We start from the raw sequence: 21,346 nt of genomic DNA on the forward strand, positions 1-21,346 counted from the left end.
CCCAGCGCGCCAGATGTCGCCCGCCGGCGGCTGGCGGCCGCGCCCCCCCCCGCCGCGCCGCCCCCCGCCCCCCCCCCCCCCCCCCCCCCCCCCCCCCCCCCCCCCCCCCCACCCGCTGGCCCTCGGGCAGCGGCTGCGCCGCGAGGGGCACGAGCCGCACCTGGTGGCCCTGGCCATGACCCAGGACCGGCTGCGGCGCAAGGCCGTCGCCAAGCTCGGCCCGCGCGGGCGCGAGCTGCTGCTGACGCCCGCCGGCGTCGAGCAGGCCACCCGCGCCGCCGTCGCCGCCGCCCACGCCGCCCGGTACGCGGGCGCCGGGGTGCGCCGCGTGGCCGACCTCGGCTGCGGGATCGGCGCCGACGCGCTGGCGGCGGTCGACGCCGGCCTGGACGTGCTCGCCGTGGACGCCGACCCCCTCACCGCCGCCGTCGCCGCCGCCAACCTCGCCGCCGCCGGGCCCGGGCGCGCGCGGGTGCGCTGCGCGGACGTCACCGCCGGCGTCGTCGACGAGCTCGGCCCCGGCGACGGCGCCTGGTTCGACCCGGCCCGGCGCACCGCGCGCGGCAGGCGCCTGTTCGACCCCGAGGCCACCAGCCCGCCGCTGTCCTTCGTCCTGGCCACCGCGCAGCGGGTGGCCGCCACGGGCGCCAAGCTGGCCCCCGGCCTGCCGCACGAGCTGGTGCCCGAGCGCGCCGAGGCGCAGTGGACGTCCGTGGCCGGCGACGTCGTCGAGTGCGCCCTGTGGTGCGGGCCGCTGGCCCGCCCGGGCGTGCGGCGCAGCGCCCGGCTCCTGGCCGCGGACGGCGCCGCGCACGAGGTCGACGACCGCGACAGCCCGCCCGCCGCGGTCGGCGCGGTCGGCGCGTGGCTGCACGAGCCGGACGGGGCGGTCGTGCGCGCCGGGCTCGTGGGCGCCGTCGCCGAGCGGGTCGGTGGCCGGCTGCTGGACGAGACCATCGCCTACGTCACCACCGACGAGCCGGTGACCACCCCGCTGGCGAGCGCCTGGGCCGTCCACGACGTCCTGCCGTTCGGCCTCAAGCCGCTGCGCTCGTACCTGCGCGGCCTCGACGTGGGCCCGCTGACGGTGAAGAAGCGCGGCACGGCCGTCGACCCCGACGAGCTGCGGCGGCGGCTGGGCCTGCGCGGCTCGCGCGCGGCGACCATCGTGCTGACCCGCGTGGCCGGGCGCCAGAGCGTCCTCGTCGTCTCCCCCGCCGGGGCGTCAGCCGCCGGCTGAGCCGCGCAGGTCCGCGCGCAGGACGAGCGCGTCGACGTCGCCGGGCTGGTAGTAGCGGGCGCGCCGGGCGATGCGCCGGAAGCCCTCCGCGAGGTACAGCGCCTGCGCGGGCTCGTTGTCGGCGCGCACCTCCAGCAGCAGGTGGGTGGCGCCGCCGTCGCGGGCCGCGGCCACCAGCCGCCGCAGCAGCGCCCGGCCCAGGCCCCGCCGCTGGGCGCCGGGGGCGACGCCGAGGGTCTGCACGTCGGCGTCCGCGCCGGGCACGACGACGCCCCCGTAGCCCAGCAGCTCCTCCCCGCCCGGGTCGCCGGGTCCACCCGGCTCCACGGCCACGAGGTAGGTGCGGCCCGGGTGGGCCAGCTCGCCCCAGAAGGTCTCCGCCGACCAGGCCGTGGGGCCGAACAGCTCGCGCTCCAGCCGGTGCACGGCGGCCACGTCCCACCACCGCATCGGCCGGATCTCCACGCCCGCGAGGCTACGCGGAGCCGCGGGCGGGCGGCTCCGGCGCCCGTCCCGGGCTGCGCCCGGCCGCCCCCGCGGCGACCATCGGTGCATGGCGCCCGCACCGACCGCGACCGTCCGGCCGCCCGGCCCCGTCCCCGCCCGGTGCCGCCGCAGAGCGCGCGCGGGGCTGCCGGGGGTGCTGGCGGGCGCGCTCGTGGCGACGCTGGCCGCCTGCTCCGGCCCGCAGGAGGCCGCGGACGCGCAGGACCCGACCGCGTCGGCCCCCGCCGCGGGACCGGCCGGCCCCGGCGACCCGGCCGTCGAGGTGCCCGAGGTCGCGCCGGTGGAGGTCGCCACCACCGACGACGTCGAGACGTCCGGCGACCCGCTGGCCCGCTGGGCCGCCGAGACGGACGCCGAGCCGGTGACGGTCGTCTCCAGCGTCGACGGCGTCGAGCAGGACATGCTGTGGCAGCCGCCGGCCGAGGAGGGCGCGCCGCTGCTGGTGGCGGTGCACTCCTGGAGCAGCGACTGGACGCAGGAGAACGGCATCCCCTACGCGCGGTGGGCCCAGCGCGCCGGGTGGGGATTCGTGCACCCCGACTTCCGCGGCGTCAACGAGCGCCCGGAGGCGACCGGCTCGACGCTGACCACCTCCGACGTGGTGGACGCCGTCGACTTCGCCGTCGCCGAGGGCGGCGTGGACCCGGAGCGCGTGTACGTCGTCGGGTTCTCCGGCGGCGGGACGACGGCGCTGCTGCTGGCCGGCCGGCACCCGGACCGGTTCGCCGGGGCGGTGTCCTGGGTGCCGATCAACGACCTGACCCGCTGGTACGCCTACAACCGCGACGAGCGGCCGGAGGAGGACTACGCCGACCAGATCGCCGCCTCGTGCGGCGGGGACCCGACGGCCGGTGGCGAGGCGGCCGACTCGTGCGCCGGGCGCAGCCCCGCCTCCGTGCTCGGCGCCGCCCGGGAGGCCGCCGTCCCCGTGTACCTGGGGGTCGGGATCCGGGACGAGACGGTGCCGCCCGTGGAGGGGCTGGAGGCGTTCGACGCGCTCGCCGACGAGGAGGACCGGGTGGGCGCCGAGGCGCTGGCCGCCGCGGCGGACGGGCGGCTGCTGCCCGAGGTCGCCGGCCGCGACGAGGCGGACGCCCGCTTCGGCGAGGGCGACCCGCCCGTGCTGGCGACCCTGGCGTCGGCCGCCGCCACCGCGGTGGTCTTCGACGGCGGCCACGCCATGGTCTACAACCCGGGGCTGCGCTGGCTGCTGGAGCTGGACGCGGCGCGCTGAGCGGGCGCCGCGAGCGCGCTCAGCCCGCCGGCTCCTCCCGGTCCAGGGGCAGCGACGGCGCCAGCCGCCGCAGCGTGCGGTAGGTGGGCACCAGCGCCTCGTACAGCTCGGCGAACACCGGCCGCAGCGAGGCGTAGACGGCCGCGTCGGCCGGGTCCGGCCGCAGGCGCGACTCGACCTCGACGAGGTCGGCGGCCACCTCGACGCCGGGCACCAGGCCCAGGGCCTCCATGCCCAGCAGGGCGGCCCCGAAGCTAGAGCCCTCGTAGCCGCCCGCGAAGCCGATCTCGGTGCCCAGGGCGTCGGCGAGCATCTGCCGCCACAGGGGGCTGCGCGCGAACCCGCCGGTGGCGCGCAGCTCGGTGATGTCCAGTCCCGCCGCCCGCAGGGACTGCAGCACCGTGGCCAGCTGCAGGCACACGCCCTCCACCGCGGCGCGCACCAGGTGCTCGCGGCGGTGGGCGCGGGTCAGGCCGACGTAGGCGCCGCGCGGCAGGGAGCTCCAGTGCGGGGCCCGCTCGCTGAGCAGGTACGGCAGCATCAGCAGCCCGCCGGAGCCGGCCGGCACGCGGCCGGCCAGCTCCATCAGCGCCTCCTGCGGCTCCTCGCCCAGGTCGGGCGCGAGGGTGTCCCCGGCCCAGCCGAGGACGACGCCGCCGTTGTTGATCGCCCCGCCGACCACCCACAGGCCGGGGGTCAGGGCGTAGCAGAACACCTGCCCCAGCGGGTCGACGACGGGACGATCGACGACCACCCGCAGCGCCCCGCTGGTGCCGATCGAGCAGGCCGCCACCCCGGGGCGCACGGCGCCGACGCCGACGTTGGCCAGCGGCCCGTCGCTGGCGCCGACCACGACGGGGGTGTCCTCCGGCAGGCCGGTGGCGGCGGCCCCCTCGGCGGTCAGGCCGGGCAGCACGTGCGTGGTGGGCACCGGCTCGGGCAGCTGCTCCAGCTGCACCCCGGCGAGCATCAGCGCCTCGGCGTCCCAGCGCAGCGACGCCAGGTCCAGCAGGCCCGTGGCGGAGGCCACGGAGTGGTCGACGACGAGCGCGCCGGCCAGGTGCAGCAGCACCCACTCCTTGACGCCGATCCAGAAGCTGACGCTCTCGCAGAGCTTGCGCTCCTGCTCGTGGAACCACACGAGCTTGGGCAGCGGGGACATCGGGTGCAGGGGCGTGCCGGTGCGCCGGTGCAGCGCCAGGCCGCCCGTGCCGGCGCGCAGCCGCTCGGCCTGCTCGGCCGCGCGGGTGTCCGCCCACGTCACCAGCGGGGTCAGCGGGCGGTGCTCGGCGTCGATGCCCATGAGGCTGTGCATGGCGGCGCTGAAGGACAGCGCCGCCACCCGCCCGGCGCCGACCTCGGCGACGACGGCGCGCACCGACTCCTGCACGGCCCGCAGGATCAGCTGCGGGTCCTGCACGGCGTGCCCGGGGTGCGGCTCCTCCAGCGGGTAGCCGACCGCGTGCTGGGCCAGCGCCTCGCCGCGCACGTCGAAGGCGACGACCTTGGTGCTGGTGGTGCCGATGTCGACGCCCAGCACGACGTCGCGGGCCCCGTCCGCGAGACCCTCCGCGGGGCCGCTCACAGGACGAGGTAGCCGACGAACGCCAGGCCGAACCCGACGAAGCCGATGATCGTCTCCATCACCGTCCACGTGCGCAGCGTCGTCGGCACGTCCATGCCGAGGAAGCGCCCGACCAGCCAGAAGCCGGAGTCGTTGACGTGGCTGAGGGCCGTGGCGCCCGCCGCGATGGCGATGACGATGAAGCACAGGTCGAGCGTGGTCAGCCCGCCGGTGGCCTCGACGGTGGGGGCGATGAGGCCCGCCGTCGTGGTCAGCGCCACCGTCGCCGAGCCCTGCGCCACGCGCAGGCCCAGGGAGATGACGAACGCGGCGACGATGACGGGCAGCCCGGTCTCGGCCAGCGTGTCCGACAGCGCCTGGCCGATGCCGCTGGCGCGCAGGACGCCGCCGAACATGCCGCCGGCACCGGTGATGAGGATGACCGCGCACACCGGGCCGAGGGCCCCGTTGGCCAGGTCCTCGACCTTGCCGCGGCTGAAGCGGCCGCGGCCGAGCACGACCATCGCCACGAGCACGGCGATGAGCAGCGCGATGGGCGTCTGCCCGATCAGCCGCAGGGTCTGCACCCAGCCGGCGTCGCCGTCGACGGTGCCCGCGGTGGCCAGGGTGTTCAGGCCGGTGTTGAGGAAGATGAGGACCAGCGGCAGCAGCAGGATGAACAGGACGGTGCCGAAGCTGGGCGGCGGGCCGGGCAGGTCGTCGCTCTCGCTGGCCGCGGGCCCGTCGCCGGTCGCCGTGGCGGGGGCGCCGCCGGTGCCGGCCGAGCGGCCCTGGCCGCCGCCGACGTTGGCCGCGACGCGCCCGGCCCACTCCGCGGGCAGCGGCACGTCGATGCGCCTGGCCGCCCACAGGCCGAACAGGTACGCGGAGACGAACCACGTCGGCACGGCGATCACGGTGCCGACGAGGATGAGCACGCCGATGTTCGCGCCCAGCCCGAGCAGCTCACCCGCGGCCACCGGGCCGGGGTGCGGCGGCACGAAGGCGTGCATGATCGCGAAGGCGCCCGCCGAGGGCAGGGCGTAGCGCAGCACGGAGCCGCCGAAGCGGCGGGCGACGGCGAAGATGATCGGCAGGAAGACGACGAAGCCGGCGTCGAAGAAGATCGGGAAGCCGAACAGCAGCGAGGCGATGCCCAGCGCGAGCGGGGCGCGCTGCTCGCCGAAGCGGGCGATGAGGGTGTCGGCGAGCACCTTGGCGCCGCCGGTCACCTCCAGCAGCTTGCCGATGATGACGCCGAACCCGACGAGCAGGGCGACGCTGGCCAGCGTGCTGCCGAACCCGCTGGTGAGGGTGTCGACGATCTCGCCGGTGGGGACGCGGGTGGCGACGGCCGTCAGGGCGCTGACGAGCACGAGCGCCGGGAAGGCGTGCAGCTTGAAGCGGATGATGAGCAGGAGCAGCAGGGCGACGGCGGCGGCGGCGATGAGCAGCAGCGTGCCGGTGCCGTAGGCGGGTTCGACGGTGTCCACGGTGCCTCCAGGGACGGCGGTGTCTCGGCGGCGCACCCTAGCCCACCCCGCGGCCCTATTCGTCGTACTTGTCGAGCCCGACGCCGTGATTCGTGTACGGACGGGACGTGGCGAGCGGGTCCGGCAGGATGTCCGGGTGCCTGACGACGACGAGCCTCCCACCGGGACGACCCCCGGGCACGAGGACGCGCGCGAGGACGGGCGCGGGGAAGGGCACGGGGAAGGGCACGGGCACGACGAGCCGCACGGCGACCTGCACGGCCGCGTCCTGGACCGCCTCGGCCGGCGCGTCGTCGACGGCGAGCTGCCCCCCGGCACCGTCCTCGGCCTGGAGCGCATCGCCGGCGACCACGGCGTCTCGCGCACCGTCGCCCGCGAGGTCGTCCGCGTCCTGGAGTCCCTGCACCTGGTCGCCAGCCGCCGCCGCGTCGGCGTCGTCGTCCAGCCGCCCGAGGGGTGGACGGTCCTGGACCCCCGCGTCGTGCGCTGGCGGCTGGCCGGCCCGCAGCGCCCCGCCCAGCTGCTGGCCCTGTCCGAGCTGCGGCTGGCCGTCGAGCCCGTCGCGGCCGCCCTGGCCGCCGACCGCGCCACGCCCGAGCAGTGCGGCGCCCTCGTCGAGGCCGTCGTCGGGATGAGCGTCACCGCCCGCACCCCCGACCTGGCCGCCTACCTCGAGCACGACGCGCGCTTCCACCGCACCCTGCTCGCCGCCACCGGCAACGACGCCTTCGCCGCGCTCGCCGGCACCCTCACCGAGGTGCTGTCCGGGCGCACCCAGCACCGGCTCATGCCCGCGCGGCCGCTGGCGCGCGCCATCGGCTGGCACCGCGAGGTCGCCGAGGCCGTCGGCGCCCGCGACGCCGCCGCCGCCGAGCGGGCGATGCGCGAGATCGTCACCGAGTCCACCGCGGCGATGACCGCGGCCTTCGCCACGCCCGCCACCACGCCCGCCACCACGCCCACCACCACGCCCGCTCCCGCCGCCCCCGGCGGCTGAGCGCCGTCAGCCGGTGACGCGCTTGGGGCCGGCGGGCACCACGGCGTCCGGCCGGCGCAGGTAGAGCGGCTCCACGGGCAGCAGCGGCAGGCTCGTGCGCCCGGCCAGGGCGAGCACCGCCACCCGGGCCAGCGCCCCGGCGTCCACGTCGAACGGCTCCGCCGCCGGGCCCAGCGCGTCCGGGTGCAGCAGCGTGCCGCGGCCCACCACGGGCAGCCCGCCGCGCTCGACGGCCGCCGGCGCCACCACGTCCGGGCCGGCGGTGCGGTGCAGGCCCGCGAGCGCCTCCCCGCCGTCGCCGGGCGGGTCCAGGCGGTAGCGGGCGGTGTGCACCTCGCGGCGGCGCGCGTCGGTGGCGACGAGGAAGTCCACCGGCTCCCCCGCCCCGGCGCGCACGGTCCCGCGCTCCACGGCGTCCGCGGCGATCGCGTCCAGGGAGCACACGCCGTGCGGGCGAGCGCCCCACGCCAGCGCCAGCGCCTGCGCGGTGACCAGCCCGACCCGCAGCCCCGTGTACGGGCCCGGGCCCACCCCGACGGCCACGTCGGTCACGTCGGCGCGCGCAGCGCCCGCCTCGGCCAGCACGGCTGCGACCGTGGGCGCGAGGACCTCGTTGTGGTGGCGGGCGTCGCCCGCGCGCCGGGAGGCGAGGACCCGCTCGCCGTCGCAGACGGCCACGGCCACGCCGTCGGTCGCGGTGTCCAGGGCGAGCAGCAGCACGCGGGGAGTCTAGGGAGCCGCGTCCGGGCCGGGGCGGAGCAGGGCCGCCAGGTCGACCCCGGCCCAGCGCCCGCCGACCGCCCGCAGCCGGACCGCGCGCGGCTCGACGGGCACGCCGAGCTCCGCGCCGGCGGGGTCCCCGGCGTCCCCGGCGTCCCCGGCGCCGGCCGTCGCGCCGTGCGGGCGCAGCAGGTCCACCTCCAGGCGGTCCTCGGCCAGCTCCTCCACCATCCCGCTGCCCCACTCCACGACCGTCACGGCCTGCCCGGCGGAGGCGTCCAGGTCCAGGTCGTCGACCTCGGCCAGCGAGCCGAGCCGGTAGGCGTCCACGTGGACCAGCGGCGGGCCGCCGACCAGGGAGGGGTGCACGCGGGCGATGACGAAGGTCGGCGAGGTCACCGGCCCGCGCACGCCCAGGCCGTCGGCCAGCCCGCGCGTGAACGTCGTCTTGCCCGCGCCCAGGTCGCCGGCCAGGACGACGAGGTCGCCGGCGCGCAGCAGCCCGCCCAGCCGCCGGCCCAGCGCGGCGGTCGCCTCCGGCGTGGGCAGCTCGCCGTTGCTCGTGCGCTCGCTCACGGGTGCCTCCCGGTCGCCCGGACGTCGGGGACGACCACCTCGTGGGGCGCCGGGCCGCCCCGCTCGACGTGCCCGGTGCCGGGGACGCCACCGCCGGGGCGCCCGGCCACGTGACCCACGTGCCCCACGTGCCCGCGCCCGCCCGGCACGTGCCCGGCGTGGCGCACCTCCCCGGCGCGGGGGTCGGCGGGACGGGCGGCGCGCGCGGGCGGGACGACGGCCCGGCCGGCGACGCGGGCCAGCAGGCGCTCCAGGCGCGCCGTGACGATCCCCGGGTGCTCCAGCATCACCAGGTGCCCGGCGCGGCGGACGAGGACGTGCTCGGCGCCCTCGACCGCGTCGGCGATGCGGCGGCCGTGGTCGGCGGGGGTCATGAGGTCCCGGTCGGCGGTCACGACGAGGACCGGGCGGCCGGACAGCGCGGCCAGCGACCCGTGCAGGTCCAGGGTGCTGAACGCGGGCAGCAGGTCGGCGATGACCTCCACCGTCGTGCCGGCCATCATCCGCGCCGCGAACCGCGACACCTCCGGCGGCACGGGCGAGGCGAAGGACCAGTGGTGGACCAGGCGCTGCTCCACGTCGGCGCCGACCTTGCGCCCGCGCTCCAGCAGCGCCGTGCGGCCGGCGGCGCGGGCCAGCAGCAGCTCCGCCCAGCGCACGAGGTGGCGGCCCAGCAGCGGCAGGCCGTGGTCGTACCCGGCCAGCCCGCCGGCGCTGGTCGCCACGAGCGCGACGCCGCGCACGCGCTCCAGCAGGTCGGGCCGGCGCACCGCCAGCGCCATGATCGTCATCCCGCCGAGGGAGTGCCCGACGAGCACGAGGGGACCCTCGGGCACGACGGCGTCGAGGACCTGCCCCAGGTCGTCGGCCACGCGCTCGACGGTGACGGGGCCGGCCGGTCCGCGCCCGGAGCGCCCGTGCCCGCGGTGCTCGGGCAGGACGAGGCGGTAGCGCCCGCGCAGCGCGCGGCGCTGGAAGTGCCAGGCGTCGGCGGACAGCCCGTAGCCGTGCAGCAGGACGACGGTGGGCGCGGGCTCCTCCCCCGGCGCCCGCCCGGGACCGGGCGCCCCCGCAGCGCCGGCTCCGCCGGTCTCGTCGAGCTCGTCGACCTCCACGTGCAGCAGGGCGCCGTCGTCGGTCTCCACCTCGCGCGCCGACCCGGTCAGGGGCGTGATGTCGCGCCCGCGCCGGGGGCGCGCCGGCAGGAGGCGCAGGCGCCGGGAGACCAGGCTCACGAGCCCGCCCCCGCCGCCGGACCGGCGAGGCGGCCGACGTGCCGGCGCGGCACGCGCGGGCCCAGGCGGGTGACCACCTCGTAGGAGATGGTGCCCGCGGCGTCGGCCCAGTCCTGGGCGGTGGGCTCCAGCGGCCGGCCCGCGGCCGCCCCGGCGCCGAAGACGACGACCGGGTCGCCCGCAGCAGCGTCGTCGTCGGGGCCCAGGTCCACCACGAACTGGTCCATGCACACGCGCCCGGCCACGGGCCGCCGGTGCCCGCCGACGAGGACCTGCCCACCGGCGGGCGCGCCGTCGGCGCCGGTGCGGGAGGAGGCGTGCCGCGGGACGCCGTCGCCGTACCCCAGCGGCACCAGGCCGAGGGTCGTGGCGCGCGGCGCCGTCCACGTCGCGCCGTAGGACACCCCCGCCCCGGCGGGCACGCGGCGCACGTGCGCCAGCCGCGCCGTCAGCGTCATGGCGGGCACCAGCCCCAGCTCGGCGGCGGACGCCCGCGCGGGGGCGGGGGTCAGGCCGAACAGCGCCAGCCCGCAGCGGGCCAGGTCGAAGCGCGAGCGCGGCAGCAGCAGCGCGGCCGCGGAGTTGGCGTGGTGCAGCAGGCCCGGGTCCACCCCGCGCGCGCGGGCGGTGGCGACCGCGGCGGTGAAGGCGTCCAGCTGGGCGCCCACGCCCGGGTCGTCCGGCTCGTCGGCGCTGGCGAAGTGCGCCCACGTGCCGACGACCTCGACGGCGCCCTCGGCGACGGCGGCGGCCAGGGCGTCCAGCAGCTGCGGCCACTCGTGCGGCGAGGCCCCGCCGCGCGACATGCCGCTGTCGACCTCCAGGTGCAGGCGGGCGGCGCGGCCGGTGGCGCGGGCCGCGGCGACGGCCGCGGCCAGCGCCCAGCCGGCCGCGACCGACAGCTCCACGCCGGACGCGACGGCGGGGCGCAGGTCGGTGCCGGGCACGAGCAGCCACGCGAGGACGGGCGCCTCGATCCCGGCGGCCCGCAGCTGCAGGGCCTCGGCGACGTGGGCGACGCCGAGGCGGGTGGCGCCGCCGGCCAGCGCGGCGCGGGCGGCGGGGACGGCCCCGTGCCCGTACCCGTCGGCCTTGACGACGGCCATCAGCTCGGCGCCGCCCAGCCGCCCGCGCAGCAGCGCCGCGTTGGCGGCCACGGCGTCGAGGTCGACGACCGCCTCGGCGGGCAGCCCGGTGGACGGCTCGGGCGACGGCGCGGGCGCGGGCTCCGGCGAGCGCTCGGACGGGTCCGCGGGCGCGGCGGTGGACGAGCTCACGCTGCGACCGTACCCGCGCTCACCAGCCGGGCAGCGAGGTGAGCGCGGCGGGCAGCGCCTCGGCGACGTCGGCGGCGGCCACCGGTCCTCCGGCGCTGGCCAGGGCCGCGGCCCGCCCGTGCAGCACGGCCGCGGCCGCGGCGACGTCGGCGGCCCGCTCCGGGTGCTCGCCGAGCTCGGCGGCGCGGGCGGCGAGCATCGTGCCCAGCAGCCCGGCCAGCACGTCGCCGGCCCCGGCGGTCGCCAGCCACGGCGGCGCGGCGGCCGCCGTCAGCAGCCGCCCGTCGACGGCCGCGACGGTCGTCACGGTCCCCTTGAGCAGGACGGTCGCGCCGGTCAGGTCGGCCGCGCGGCGCGCGGCGGCGGCCGGGTCGGCCTCCACCGCGGCGCGGTCGGCGTCCTCGCCGAGCAGGCCCAGCAGCCGGGACAGCTCCCCGGCGTGCGGGGTCAGCACGTGGGCGGGCCCCAGCTGCGGGGGCAGGCCCGCGAGGGCACCCGCATCGACGACGGCCGGCTCCCCCGAGGTCAGCGCCGCGCGGACACGGCCCTGCTGCTCCTCGTCGTCCGGGGACACCCCCGGCCCCAGCACCCACGCCTGGACCCGGCCGGCGCCCGGGACCGCCTCGGGGCGGTGGTGGCGCACGAGCTCGGCCGGGTGCTCGGGGCCGAGGTAGCGGACCATCCCGGCGCCGGCGCGCACCGCCGCGTCCACGGCCAGGAGGGCCGCGCCGGTGTAGTCCGGGCCGCCGGCGACGACGCCGACGACCCCGCGGGAGTACTTGTCGTCGCCCGGCACGGGCCGCCGCCACGCGGCCGCGACGTCGGCGGGCTCGATCCGGCGCACGACGGGCTCGGGCAGCTCACCGGCCACGCCGATGTCGGCGACGACCAGGCGCCCGCAGCGCCCGGCGGCCGGGCCGAGCAGGTGGGCGGGCTTGGCGGTGCCGAAGGTGACGGTGAGGTCGGCGCTCAGCACGGTCCCGGTCACGGCGCCCGTGTCGGCGTCCAGCCCGCTGGGCAGGTCCACGGCCACCACGACGGGACCGGCCACCCGGTCGGCCGAGGTCGCCGGCAGCGCGTCCAGCGGGGCGCGCAGCCCGCCGCGCCCGCCGATCCCGACCACCCCGTCGAGCAGCAGGTCCGCGCCGGCGCAGGCACCGCCGGGCGCGGTGTCGGCGGCGGTCAGCGCCCGGACGCGGCACCCGGCGGCGCGGGCGGCGGCCAGCCCGGCGGCGTGGGAGCGGTCGGAGGTCAGCAGCACGAGCACCCCGGCGCCGCGGCGGGCCAGCAGGGCCGCGGCGAACAGCGCGTCCCCGCCGTTGTCGCCCGCACCGGCCAGGACGACGACGCGTCGCCCGCTGACCCCGCCGGCCGCCGCGCGCAGCGCCCCGGCGCACTCGACCGCGAGCGCCGTCGCGGCCCGCTGCATGAGCGTGCCCGCGGGCAGCCGCGCGGCGACGGCGGCCTCCGCGGCGCGCACCTGCGCGGCGGTGGCGGCGCCGATCACGGCAGGCCGCCCTCGGCGACGACCACCGCCGAGGCGATGCCGGCGTCGTGCGACAGGGACAGGTGGAAGCGCTGCACACCCAGCTCGGCGGCGCGGGCCGCGACGCTGCCGCGCACGACGACCTCGGGGCGGTGGCCGTCCTCGCGCTCGACGCTGCAGTCGGTCCACACCAGCCCCACGGGGGCGCCCAGGGCCTTGGCGACGGCCTCCTTGGCGGCGAAGCGCGCGGCCAGCGACTCGGCGGGCAGCCCGCGCTCGCCGTCCCCGAACAGCCGGTCGACCAGCCGGGGCGTGCGCTCCAGCTGCCGCGCGAACCGCGCGACGTCGACGACGTCGATCCCCACTCCGACGATCATGCTCGCCCCCTCCGGCAGGGCAGCACCGTCCCACGGGGGTGCGGCGCCCCCGCCGCCGGGGTCCCGCGGGCCGGGACCCCGGTGCCGGGGCGGCGCGGCGTCACTCCACGGTGACGGACTTGGCCAGGTTGCGCGGCTGGTCGACGTCCAGGCCCTTGGCGGTGGCCAGCTCGCAGGCGAACACCTGCAGCGGCACCACGGCCAGCAGCGGCGACAGCAGCGTGGACGTCTGCGGGACGCGGATGACCACGTCGGCGTACGGCTCGACGGCCGTGTCGCCCTGCTCGGCGATGACGAGGGTGCGCGCGCCGCGGGCCCGCACCTCCTGGATGTTGGAGACGACCTTCGCGTGCAGGGAGTCGCGCCCGCGCGGGCTGGGGACCACGACGAACACCGGCTGGCCGGGCTCCACCAGCGCGATCGGCCCGTGCTTGAGCTCACCGGCCGCGAAGCCCTCGGCGTGGATGTACGCCAGCTCCTTCAGCTTCAGCGCCCCCTCCATCGCCACCGGGTAGCCGACGTGCCGGCCCAGGAACAGCACCGAGCGGGTGTCGGCCATGTAGCGGGCGATCTCGCGCACCTGCTCCAGACCCTCGAGGACCTGGCGCAGCTGGTCGGGGATCTCCTGCAGCTGCTCGAGGACGACCCCGACCTCGTCGGCGAACTTGTTCCCGCGCAGCTGCGCCAGGTACAGGCCCAGCAGGTAGCAGGCGGTGATCTGGGCGAGGAACGCCTTCGTCGAGGCGACCGCGACCTCCGGGCCGGCGTGCGTGTACAGCGCCGCGTCGGCCTCGCGCGGGATCGTCGAGCCGTTGGTGTTGCAGATCGCCAGGACCTTCGCGCCCTGCTCGCGGGCGTGCCGCACCGCCATGATCGTGTCCATCGTCTCCCCCGACTGGGAGATCGCGACGACGAGCGTGCGCTCGGACAGCACCGGGTCGCGGTAGCGGAACTCGTGGGCCAGCTCCACCTCGACCGGGATGCGGCACCAGTGCTCGACGGCGTACTTGGCGACCTGCCCGGCGTAGGCGGCCGTCCCGCACGCCACCACGACGATCTTGTCGACGCTGCGCAGGTCGGCCTCGTCGATCTTCATCTCGTCCAGGACGAGGCGGCCGGAGGGGTCGGTGCGGCCCAGCAGCGTGTCGGCCACGGCCTGCGGCTGGTCGTGGATCTCCTTGGCCATGAAGCTGGGGAACCCGCCCTTCTCGGCGGCGGAGGCGTCCCAGTCCACGTGGTAGCGCCTGCCCTGCGCGGGCCGGCCGTCGAAGCCGGTGACGACGACGTCGTCGGGGGTGATGGTGACGACCTGGTCCTGGCCCAGCTCCAGCGCGTCGCGGGTGTGCGCGATGAACGCGGCCACGTCGGACCCGAGGTAGTTGGCGCCGTCGCCGAGGCCGACGACGAGCGGGGAGTTGCGGCGCGCGCCGACGATCGTGCCGGGGTGGTCGGCGTGCACGGCCAGCAGCGTGAACGCGCCCTCCAGGCGGGCGCAGGTGCGGCGCATGGCCTCGGCCAGGTCGCCGGGGCCGTCCCCGGTGCGGGTGCCCCCGTAGGCGGCGGCCAGCAGGTGCGCGACGACCTCGGTGTCGGTCTCGGACGCGAAGTCGGCGCCGGCCTCCTCCAGCTCGGCGCGCAGCACCGCGAAGTTCTCGACGATGCCGTTGTGGATGACGGCCACGCGCCCGCCGGTGCCGACGTGCGGGTGGGCGTTGACGTCGGTGGGGCCGCCGTGGGTGGCCCAGCGGGTGTGCCCGATCGCGGTCGGCGAGGACGGCAGCGGCTCGGTGTCCAGCGCCTCGACGAGGTTGGCGAGCTTGCCGGCGCGCTTGCGCACGTCCACCCCGTCGGGCGTGACGACGGCGATGCCCGCCGAGTCGTACCCGCGGTACTCCAGGCGCCGCAGCCCCTCCAGGACGACGGCGCACCCCTCCAGCTGCTCGCCCGAGGTGGTGGCGCCCGCACCCGGCCCGACGAAACCCACGATCCCGCACATGAGGGGCAGCGTACGGCGGGGCACCGGCCCTCACGGTCCGTCGACACCGGGGGCACCCGCTGGGCGCAGCGGGTGAGCGGTGCGCTGCTCCGCACGGGGTACCGTGCCGCCGGTGAGCACCGCCGGCCGCACGTCCGCCGTCCCGGTCACCGAGGACCACGGGCAGGGGCACGGGCAGGCGCCCTCGCCGTACGTCGTGCTCGACCGCGACGAGTGGAGCCGGCTGCGCGACTCCACCCCGATGACGCTCACCGCGCAGGACCTGGCGCGCGTGCGGGGCCTCGGCGACCGCATCGACCTGCGCGAGGTCGAGGAGGTCTACCTGCCGCTGAGCCGGCTGCTGACGCTGTACGACCGGGCCACCGGCGGCCTGCACGCGGCCACCTCCACGTTCCTGGGCGAGCGGGCCCAGCGCACCCCGTTCGTCATCGCCGTCGCCGGGTCGGTGGCCGTGGGCAAGTCCACCACCGCGCGCATCCTGCGCGAGCTGCTGTCGCACTGGCCGGAGACCCCGCGCGTGGAGCTGGTGACCACCGACGGCTTCCTGCTGCCCAACGCCGAGCTGGAGCGGCGCGGGATCCTGCACCGCAAGGGGTTCCCCGAGTCGTACGACCGGCGCGCGCTGCTGCGCTTCGTCTCCGGGGTGAAGTCCGGCGCGGCGGAGGTGCGCGCCCCCGTCTACTCGCACCTGACGTACGACATCGTCCCCGGCGAGGAGGCGGTCGTGCGCCGCCCCGACGTGCTCATCCTCGAGGGCCTGAACGTGCTGCAGCCGGCGCGGGTGCGCGCCGACGGCACCCAGGGCGTGGCCGTCAGCGACTACTTCGACTTCTCCCTGTACGTCGACGCCCGCACCGACGACGTGCGCAGCTGGTACGTGTCGCGCTTCCTGGAGCTGCGCCGCACGGCGTTCTCCCGGCCCGAGTCGTACTTCCGCCGCTACGCCGCGCTCAGCGACGAGCAGGCCGTCGAGCGCGCCGAGCGCATCTGGGCGGACATCAACGGCCCGAACCTCGCCGAGAACGTGCGGCCCACGCGCGGCCGGGCCACCTGCGTGCTGCGCAAGGGGCCCGACCACGCGGTGCAGCAGGTGCGGCTGCGCAAGCTGTAGCGGGGACGTCAGGCCGGTGCGCCGGCGGTGGTGCCGACGCCGCTGGTGGCGCGCGCGGCCAGCGCCGCCCGCACGGTCGCCAGCGGCGCCTCGAGGTCCACGCTCGTCTCGTCCCAGCGGAAGCCCATCGCCTCGTTGACGGCGATCATCGGAGCGTTGGACACGGCGTTCCACGTCGAGACCCGGCGCGCGTCGGGGGCGTCGGCGGTCGCCACCCGCAGGCACGCCAGCTTCAGCAGCAGGCCCAGCCGGTGGCCGCGGTGCTCGCGCAGGACGAGGGTGTCCCACTGCAGCAGCCGCTCCGGCTCGTGCGCGGACTGCACGAGCATCGTGTACCCGGCCAGGGACCCGTCGGGCGCCTGCGCCAGCGCCAGCCACTGCCTCCGGCCCTGCGCGGCGCGCAGCGCCTCCCCCTCGCGCACCCGGGCGGCGTCCCAGCGCTCCGGCTCGACGGTCAGCTCCCCCTGCGGGGCGTCGGTGCTCATCCGCGCCATGAGGGCGGCGACGGCGTCCACGTCGGCGTCGTCGACCGGGCCGCGCACCGTGCGCACCCGGTAGCCGGCGGCGTGCGGCAGCGCCTCCTCCTCCAACCGGCGCAGCACCTCCTCGGCCACGGGCAGGTCGAGCTGGCGGCGGGCCTCCTCCAGACCGGGGACGAAGCCCCACGCGCGGGCGGCGAGCACCCCCGGCCAGGTGGCCGCGACGCGCTCGCGCTCGGCGGCCGGGCCCGCGGGGGGCACGTCGACGTCGGCCTGCAGGGTGCCGCGCCCGGCCGCGGCGGCGACCTCGACGGCCTCGGCGAGCAGCCGGGTGGCCAGGCCGCGGCGGCGGTGCGCCGGCGCGGTCGTCACCGCGACGTACGCGGTGCCCGTGTTGTCCAGCGAGGGCAGGAGCAGCTCCGCGGCGGCCACCGGCTCGTCACCGGCGCGCAGCAGCAGGCGGTGCACGACGGCGTCGGCGCGGCCCCGCTCGGTCTCGGCGCGCAGCTCCGCGCGCTGCCAGGGGGCCGGGTCGGTGCGCCCGACGGCCTGGCCGGCGACGAGGACGTCGTACCAGTCGTCGAAGGAGGCGGCCAGCCACGCGCCGCGGTCGGGGTCGTCGGTGGCGGTGCGCTCCACGCGCAGCGCGGGGTCGGTGGCGTCCACCCGCCCAGAGCACCACCGCGGCCCGCGGCGGCACCAGCGGTTTTCGCCGCGCCTCAGAGCGCGAGGCGCTCCCGCACGACGACGGCCAGGCGGTCGGCGACGGCCTGGGCCTGCTCCTGCTCGGCGGCCTCCACCATGACCCGCACGAGCGGCTCGGTGCCCGAGGGGCGCAGCAGGACCCGGCCGGTGGAGCCCAGCTCCTCCTCGGCGGCGCGCACGGCCGCCAGCAGCTCCGCGTCGCTGCTCGCGCGGGACTTCTGCACGCCGGGCACGTTGACGAGCACCTGCGGCAGCCGCTGCACGACCCCGGCCAGGTCGGCCAGGGACCGGCCCGTGGCGGCCGCGCGGGCCAGCAGGTGCACGGCGGTCAGGACGCCGTCGCCGGTGGTGGCGTGCGCGGGCAGGACGACGTGGCCGCTCTGCTCCCCGCCGATGCTCCACCCGCCGCGGCCGAGGGCCTCCAGCACGTAGCGGTCGCCCACGGCGGTCTCCACCAGGGTGACGCCCTCGCGCTGCATGGCCAGGCGCAGGCCCAGGTTGCTCATGACGGTGGCGACGAGGGTGTCCTCGCGCAGCTCGCCGCGCTCCTTCATCGCCAGCGCGAGCACGGCCATGATCTGGTCGCCGTCGACGACCTCGCCGGTGGCGTCCACGGCCAGGCAGCGGTCGGCGTCGCCGTCGTGGGCGATGCCGGCGTCGGCGCCGAGGTCCAGCACGGCGCGCTGCAGCGGGCCCAGGTGGGTCGAGCCGACCCCGTCGTTGATGTTCAGCCCGTCCGGGGAGGCGTTGATCGCCGTGACGCGGGCCCCGGCCTCGGCGAGCACGCGCGGCGCGACGGTGCTCGCCGCGCCGTGGGCGCAGTCGACGACGACGTGCAGGCCGGACAGGTCGTGCGGCAGGGAGGCGACGACGTGCGCGACGTAGGTGTCCACGGCCTCGCGCTCGACGGCGTCGCCGCGGCGCACGCGGCCGACCTCGGCGCCGGTGGGCCGGTGCTCCACGCCCGTGCGGTACTCGGCCTCGATGGCGTCCTCGACGCGGTCGGGCAGCTTGGTGCCGCCGCGCGCGAACACCTTCAGCCCGTTGTCGGGCATGGGGTTGTGCGAGGCGGAGAGCATGACGCCGAAGTCGGCGCGCCAGGCGTCCACGAGGTGGGCCAGGGCGGGCGTGGGCACGACGCCGACGTCGCGGACGTCGACCCCGGCGCTGGCCAGCCCGGCGGTCACGGCCGCGGACAGGAACTCCCCCGAGGCGCGCGGGTCGCGCGCCACGAGGGCCGTCGTCCGCCCGCCGCGCTCGGCGCCGAGCACCCCGGCCGTGGCCACGGACAGGCCCACCGCCATCTCGACCGTGAGGTCGACGTTGGCCAGCCCCCGCACGCCGTCGGTCCCGAACAGTCGTCCCACGCCGTCGTCCTCCCCCTCGCGGTCCCGTACCTGCCGACACGAGAACGGCCCCGGGGACGAGCCCCGGGGCCGTTCTCGCTGCTGTGGCTCCCGCTGCCGCGGGGCCGGATCAGCGCTTGCTGAACTGCGGCGCCTTGCGGGCCTTCTTCAGGCCGGCCTTCTTGCGCTCGGTGGCCCGCGGGTCGCGGGTCAGGAAGCCGGCCTTCTTCAGCGCCGGGCGGTTCGCCTCGAGGTCGATGGCGTTCAGCGCGCGGGCCACGCCCAGGCGCAGGGCGCCGGCCTGGCCGGAGCTGCCGCCGCCGGAGATGCGGGCGATGACGTCGAACGAGCCCTCGAGCTCGGTGACGCGGAACGGCTCGTTGACGAGCTGCTGGTGGACCTTGTTGGGGAAGTACCCCTCCAGGTCACGCCCGTTGATCGTCCAGCGGCCGGTGCCGGGGACGATGCGGACGCGGGCGATGGCCTCCTTGCGGCGGCCGGTGGCCGCGCCGGGGGCGATGATGCTCGAACCGCCGGTCCGCGGCTGGGCGGACTCGGTGGTGTAGGTGCCGGTGAAGTCGTCGGACTCGGTGACGTCCTCGACGGTCTCGGTCGTGTACTCGGCCACGGTTCTCCTCGGTGGGTCTGCTCAGCGGTGTCGCGGTGGGCGTGCCGCGACTACTGCGCGACCTGGGACAGCTCGAAGGCCTGCGGCTGCTGGGCCGCGTGCGGGTGCTCGGGACCCGCGTACACCTTGAGCTTGGACAGCATCTGGCGGCCGAGGGTCGTCTTCGGCAGCATCCCGCGGACGGCCTTCTCGACGGCGCGCTCGGGGTTCTTCTCCAGCAGCTCGGTGTAGCCGGTGGCCTTCAGGCCGCCGGGGTACCCGGAGTGCCGGTAGGCGAGCTTCTGGTCGCGCTTGGAGCCGGTCAGGGCCACCTTGGCGGCGTTGACGATGATGACGTGGTCACCGTTGTCGACGTGCGGGGCGAAGGTCGGCTTGTGCTTGCCGCGGAGCAGGATCGCCGTCTGCGACGCCAGGCGGCCGAGCACGACGTCCTCCGCGTCGATGACGAGCCAGCGGCGGTCGATGTCGCCGGGCTTCGGGGTGAACGTGCGCACGGGGCTTGCCCATCTCCTCGAGACGATTACCGGACGGCCCCCGCCTGGGGCCTCGCCGGGAAGGGCGGGCAACTGCGCGGGCACAACGGCCAGTGACGATACCCGTCGCCCCGCCGCCCGGTCAAAACGGCTGCGCGGGCGGCCCCCGGACGGCCCGGGACCGCCCCCGCGCCGTCAGCGGGCGCGCGCCACCCGGGCGACGTCCCAGACCGGCTCCGCGCTCTCCACGACCCGTCCGTCGGCGCCGAAGACGAGGAAGCGGTCGAAGCCGCGGGCGAACCACCGGTCGTGCGTCACCGCCACCACCGTGCCCTCGAAGGCGGCCAGCGCGCGCTCCAGCGCCTCGGCGGAGTGCAGGTCCAGGTTGTCGGTCGGCTCGTCCAGCAGCAGCAGGGTGGCCCCCGACAGCTCCAGCAGCAGGACCTGCAACCGGGCCTGCTGCCCGCCCGAGAGGTCCTCGAAGCGCTGCTCGGCGGCGGCGGCCAGCCCGTAGCGGTCCAGCGCCCGCGCCGCCGCCTCGCGGTCCATCCCGGCCCGGTGGGCGGTGCCGCGGTGCAGCACGTCCAGGAGGGTGCGCCCCACCAGCGCCGGCTGCTCGTGCGTCTGGGCGAACCAGCCCGGCCGCACCCGGGCGCCCAGGCGGGCCGTCCCGGTGTGCGGCACCGGCGCCACGGCGTGCTCGTCCACGGGGGCGTGCTCGGGGTCCGGGTCGGAGCCGCCGGCCGCCAGCAGCCGCAGGAAGTGCGACTTGCCCGAGCCGTTGGAGCCCAGCACCGCCACCCGGTCGCCCAGGTGCAGCTCCGCGTCGAAGGGCGCCATCAGCCCCGTCAGCTCCAGCCCCTCGCACACCACCGCCCGCTTGCCCGTGCGGCCCCCGCGCAGGCGCATCCGCACGTCCTGCGCGGCCGGCGGCGCCTGCGGCGGGCCGGCCTCCTCGAACCGGGCCAGGCGGGTCTGCGCCGCCGCGTAGCGCGAAGCCACCCCGTCGTTGAACTTCGCCTTCTCCCGCAGCGACAGCACCAGGGCGCGCAGCTTCGCGCGGTCCTCGTCCCAGCGCCGGCGCAGCTCCTCCAGGCGCTCCCCGCGCGCGGTGCGCGCGGCGCCGTAGGTGGCGAACGAGCCGCCGTGCACCCAGGAGACGGCGCCCAGCGCGCCCGGCTCCAGGGTGACGACGCGGTCGGCGGCCGCGGCGAGCAGCTCGCGGTCGTGGCTGACCAGCAGCACCGACTTGGCCGTGGCCCGCAGCTGCTCCTCCAACCACCGCTTGCCCGGCACGTCGAGGTAGTTGTCCGGCTCGTCCAGCAGCAGCACCTCGTCCGGGCCGCGCAGCAGCGCCTCCAGCACCAGGCGCTTCTGCTCGCCGCCGGAGAGGGTGCGCACCAGGCGGTGCCGGCACGCCTCGAACGGCACCCCCAGGGCCGCGGCGGTGCACTCGTCCCAGCCCACCTCGGCCTCGTAGCCGCCGACGTCGCCGAAGTCGGCCAGCGCCTGCGCGTAGCGCAGCTGCTCGCGCTCGGCGTCGGTCTCGAGCATCGCCAGCTCGGCCGCCTCCACGGCCGCGGCCGCCGCGCGCAGCGGCGGCGGGGCCACCGACAGCAGCAGCTCGCCGACCGAGGTGGCGTCGCGCACCGAGCCGACGAACTGGCGCATCACGCCCAGGCCGCCGCTGCGGGCGACCGCGCCGGACTGCAGCGGCTCGTCCCCGGCCACCAGGCGCAGCAGCGTCGTCTTGCCGGTGCCGTTGGGGCCCACCAGCGCGGTGGTGGTGCCGTCGGCGACGCGGAAGGACACCTCGTGCAGCAGGGGCCGCCCGTCGGGCAGCTCGTGGCTGACGGCCTGGACGTCGACGTGACCCACGAGCGGTCAGTCTGCCCGGCCGCG

General features: G+C 77.8%; 19 protein-coding genes. 4 read left to right on the forward strand and 15 right to left on the reverse strand.

What is annotated here, in order from left to right; all coding sequences use genetic code 11:
* Positions 1 to 163 precede the first annotated feature (163 nt).
* Positions 164 to 1,240 carry a class I SAM-dependent methyltransferase gene (locus ACRYMY_RS14810; protein ID WP_432548019.1) on the forward strand — a complete coding sequence of 359 codons (1,077 nt, stop codon included), beginning with the start codon at positions 164 to 166 and terminating at the stop codon, positions 1,238 to 1,240.
* Here ACRYMY_RS14810 and rimI read toward each other — a convergent pair.
* Positions 1,226 to 1,705, reverse strand: coding sequence for a ribosomal protein S18-alanine N-acetyltransferase (gene rimI, locus ACRYMY_RS14815; RefSeq protein WP_432548020.1), 480 nt, complete (start codon positions 1,703 to 1,705; stop codon positions 1,226 to 1,228). The two genes, ACRYMY_RS14810 and rimI, sit on opposite strands and share 15 nt — an antisense overlap.
* 88 nt (positions 1,706 to 1,793) lie before the next feature.
* Here rimI and ACRYMY_RS14820 point away from each other — a divergent pair, with 88 nt between their 5' ends.
* A complete protein-coding gene (locus ACRYMY_RS14820) occupies positions 1,794 to 2,981 on the forward strand; it encodes an alpha/beta hydrolase family protein (RefSeq protein ID WP_432548021.1) in 1,188 nt (395 codons plus the stop codon).
* Between the two features lie 19 nt (positions 2,982 to 3,000).
* Here ACRYMY_RS14820 and ACRYMY_RS14825 read toward each other — a convergent pair whose 3' ends face one another.
* A complete protein-coding gene (locus ACRYMY_RS14825) occupies positions 3,001 to 4,566 on the reverse strand; it encodes a gluconokinase (protein ID WP_432548022.1) in 1,566 nt (521 codons plus the stop codon).
* On the reverse strand, positions 4,563 to 6,038 hold the full coding sequence (locus ACRYMY_RS14830; RefSeq protein WP_432548023.1) for a GntP family permease: 1,476 nt from the start codon (positions 6,036 to 6,038) through the stop codon (positions 4,563 to 4,565). The genes ACRYMY_RS14825 and ACRYMY_RS14830 overlap by 4 nt, the downstream gene beginning before the upstream one ends.
* 253 nt (positions 6,039 to 6,291) lie before the next feature.
* On the opposite strand from ACRYMY_RS14830, the gene ACRYMY_RS14835 reads away from it, so the two are divergent.
* Positions 6,292 to 7,035, forward strand: coding sequence for a FadR/GntR family transcriptional regulator (locus ACRYMY_RS14835; protein ID WP_432548050.1), 744 nt, complete (start codon positions 6,292 to 6,294; stop codon positions 7,033 to 7,035).
* Positions 7,036 to 7,041: 6 nt separating this feature from the next.
* Here the strand turns inward: ACRYMY_RS14835 and tsaB are convergent, their stop codons facing one another.
* The 7 genes from tsaB to glmS form a co-directional block, all read right to left on the reverse strand.
* Positions 7,042 to 7,755, reverse strand: a complete 714-nt coding sequence (tsaB, locus tag ACRYMY_RS14840; protein WP_432548024.1) for a tRNA (adenosine(37)-N6)-threonylcarbamoyltransferase complex dimerization subunit type 1 TsaB — start codon at positions 7,753 to 7,755, stop codon at positions 7,042 to 7,044.
* A gap of 9 nt (positions 7,756 to 7,764) precedes the next feature.
* Complete coding sequence (tsaE, locus tag ACRYMY_RS14845) at positions 7,765 to 8,331, reverse strand: tRNA (adenosine(37)-N6)-threonylcarbamoyltransferase complex ATPase subunit type 1 TsaE (protein WP_432548025.1); 567 nt, start codon at positions 8,329 to 8,331, stop codon at positions 7,765 to 7,767.
* Complete coding sequence (locus ACRYMY_RS14850; RefSeq protein WP_432548026.1) at positions 8,328 to 9,566, reverse strand: alpha/beta fold hydrolase; 1,239 nt, start codon at positions 9,564 to 9,566, stop codon at positions 8,328 to 8,330. Before ACRYMY_RS14850 ends, tsaE begins: the two co-directional genes overlap by 4 nt.
* Positions 9,563 to 10,843 carry an alanine racemase gene (gene alr / locus ACRYMY_RS14855; protein ID WP_432548027.1) on the reverse strand — a complete coding sequence of 427 codons (1,281 nt, stop codon included), beginning with the start codon at positions 10,841 to 10,843 and terminating at the stop codon, positions 9,563 to 9,565. The genes ACRYMY_RS14850 and alr overlap by 4 nt, the downstream gene beginning before the upstream one ends.
* Positions 10,844 to 10,862: 19 nt before the next feature.
* Positions 10,863 to 12,350 (reverse strand): NAD(P)H-hydrate epimerase, encoded by a 1,488-nt coding sequence (locus tag ACRYMY_RS14860; RefSeq protein ID WP_432548028.1) that lies wholly within the window; start codon positions 12,348 to 12,350, stop codon positions 10,863 to 10,865.
* Entirely contained in the window at positions 12,347 to 12,706 is a 360-nt protein-coding gene (locus ACRYMY_RS14865) for a holo-ACP synthase (RefSeq protein ID WP_432548029.1), read from the reverse strand. Before ACRYMY_RS14865 ends, ACRYMY_RS14860 begins: the two co-directional genes overlap by 4 nt.
* 100 nt (positions 12,707 to 12,806) lie before the next feature.
* On the reverse strand, positions 12,807 to 14,702 hold the full coding sequence (glmS, locus tag ACRYMY_RS14870; RefSeq protein ID WP_432548030.1) for a glutamine--fructose-6-phosphate transaminase (isomerizing): 1,896 nt from the start codon (positions 14,700 to 14,702) through the stop codon (positions 12,807 to 12,809).
* Between the two features lie 112 nt (positions 14,703 to 14,814).
* On the opposite strand from glmS, the gene coaA reads away from it, so the two are divergent.
* Entirely contained in the window at positions 14,815 to 15,813 is a 999-nt protein-coding gene (gene coaA, locus ACRYMY_RS14875; protein ID WP_432548031.1) for a type I pantothenate kinase, read from the forward strand.
* An 8-nt stretch (positions 15,814 to 15,821) separates the two neighbouring features.
* Here the strand turns inward: coaA and ACRYMY_RS14880 are convergent, their stop codons facing one another.
* The 5 genes from ACRYMY_RS14880 to ACRYMY_RS14900 form a co-directional block, all read right to left on the reverse strand.
* A complete protein-coding gene (locus ACRYMY_RS14880; RefSeq protein WP_432548032.1) occupies positions 15,822 to 16,958 on the reverse strand; it encodes a GNAT family N-acetyltransferase in 1,137 nt (378 codons plus the stop codon).
* 53 nt (positions 16,959 to 17,011) lie between these two features.
* Entirely contained in the window at positions 17,012 to 18,364 is a 1,353-nt protein-coding gene (gene glmM, locus ACRYMY_RS14885) for a phosphoglucosamine mutase (RefSeq protein ID WP_432548033.1), read from the reverse strand.
* A gap of 109 nt (positions 18,365 to 18,473) precedes the next feature.
* Positions 18,474 to 18,971 (reverse strand): 30S ribosomal protein S9, encoded by a 498-nt coding sequence (gene rpsI / locus ACRYMY_RS14890; RefSeq protein WP_369055774.1) that lies wholly within the window; start codon positions 18,969 to 18,971, stop codon positions 18,474 to 18,476.
* Between the two features lie 50 nt (positions 18,972 to 19,021).
* Positions 19,022 to 19,465 carry a 50S ribosomal protein L13 gene (gene rplM, locus ACRYMY_RS14895; RefSeq protein WP_369055775.1) on the reverse strand — a complete coding sequence of 148 codons (444 nt, stop codon included), beginning with the start codon at positions 19,463 to 19,465 and terminating at the stop codon, positions 19,022 to 19,024.
* A gap of 174 nt (positions 19,466 to 19,639) precedes the next feature.
* Positions 19,640 to 21,322 carry an ATP-binding cassette domain-containing protein gene (locus ACRYMY_RS14900; RefSeq protein ID WP_432548034.1) on the reverse strand — a complete coding sequence of 561 codons (1,683 nt, stop codon included), beginning with the start codon at positions 21,320 to 21,322 and terminating at the stop codon, positions 19,640 to 19,642.
* Positions 21,323 to 21,346: the final 24 nt, after the last annotated feature.

Source organism: Kineococcus haloalkalitolerans (assembly GCF_050871905.1).
In the GTDB taxonomy this organism is placed as follows: Bacteria; Actinomycetota; Actinomycetes; order Actinomycetales; family Kineococcaceae; genus Kineococcus.

Coding starts and splice junctions, on each gene's coding strand:
- glmS (WP_432548030.1), bottom strand. CDS start 14,702: ATGTGCGGGATCGTGGGTTTCGTCGGGCCGGGTGCGGGCGCCACCACC.
- ACRYMY_RS14820 (WP_432548021.1), top strand. CDS start 1,794: ATGGCGCCCGCACCGACCGCGACCGTCCGGCCGCCCGGCCCCGTCCCC.
- ACRYMY_RS14865 (WP_432548029.1), bottom strand. CDS start 12,706: ATGATCGTCGGAGTGGGGATCGACGTCGTCGACGTCGCGCGGTTCGCG.